The organism is Ruminococcus sp. AF20-12LB (assembly GCF_003478985.1).
Taxonomy (GTDB): Bacteria; Bacillota; Clostridia; order Lachnospirales; family Lachnospiraceae; genus Blautia_A.
On record NZ_QUGH01000015.1, the window covers coordinates 1 to 645 of the forward strand.

Annotated in this window: 1 protein-coding gene and 1 pseudogene; both read right to left on the reverse strand. The window is 41.4% G+C overall.

What is annotated here, in order from left to right; all coding sequences use genetic code 11:
• A partial coding sequence (locus DWX61_RS15770; RefSeq protein ID WP_147419636.1) for a helix-turn-helix domain-containing protein occupies window positions 1-345 on the reverse strand: 345 nt, incomplete at its 3' end.
• Window positions 308-442, reverse strand: a pseudogene (locus DWX61_RS15775) (transposase); the annotation flags it as partial. The gene DWX61_RS15770 and the pseudogene DWX61_RS15775, both read right to left, overlap by 38 nt.
• Between the last annotated feature and the right edge of the window lie 203 nt (window positions 443-645).

Here is a 645-nt window from a genome sequence, read left to right on the forward strand (position 1 = left end):
AAGGATATTTCCGTTTAGTGCATTGGTCGTATATGAATTTCTTGCATGCTTCTTTGATTTATAACGTGGAAATCCGCAGGCTGGTTCCCGAAAAAACTTCCGGAACGCACTTTCCAGATGCAGCTGCGCATTCGCCAGGGCAAGGGAATCCACCTCTTTCAGCCATGGATATTCCTTTTTATATCCGGCCGGTGTGTTCCGGAGCATCTTTTTTTCTTTCTGGTAATAGCTGATCTTATCTGCAAGCATCTGGTTATAGATAAAGCGGCTGCAGCCGATTGTTTGCTCTATCTGAACTCTCTGCTCTTTATTTGGATAGATCCTTATTTTTACGGCGCGGTTCATTCTTCTCACCCTGGCTTTCTATATACTGCCGTATCGTTTCAATCGTTGCTCCGCCTGCACTGAGCAGACAGAAGATCTGACTCCAGAATGCATCTTTCATGGTCTAACTCCATTATATTTATCATCCTTTTTCTTATACCGACAGATATGTATTTATGAACTAATTGTTCTTTTTTCAGTATACTACATCAGGGAAGGGAGAACAAGTGTTTCTTTTATACTATAGAGATTTTTTTGAGCAGATATGATCAGATGTGCAATTCATCTCACCACCTGAAGAGGTGGGAGAATTCTTGCTAC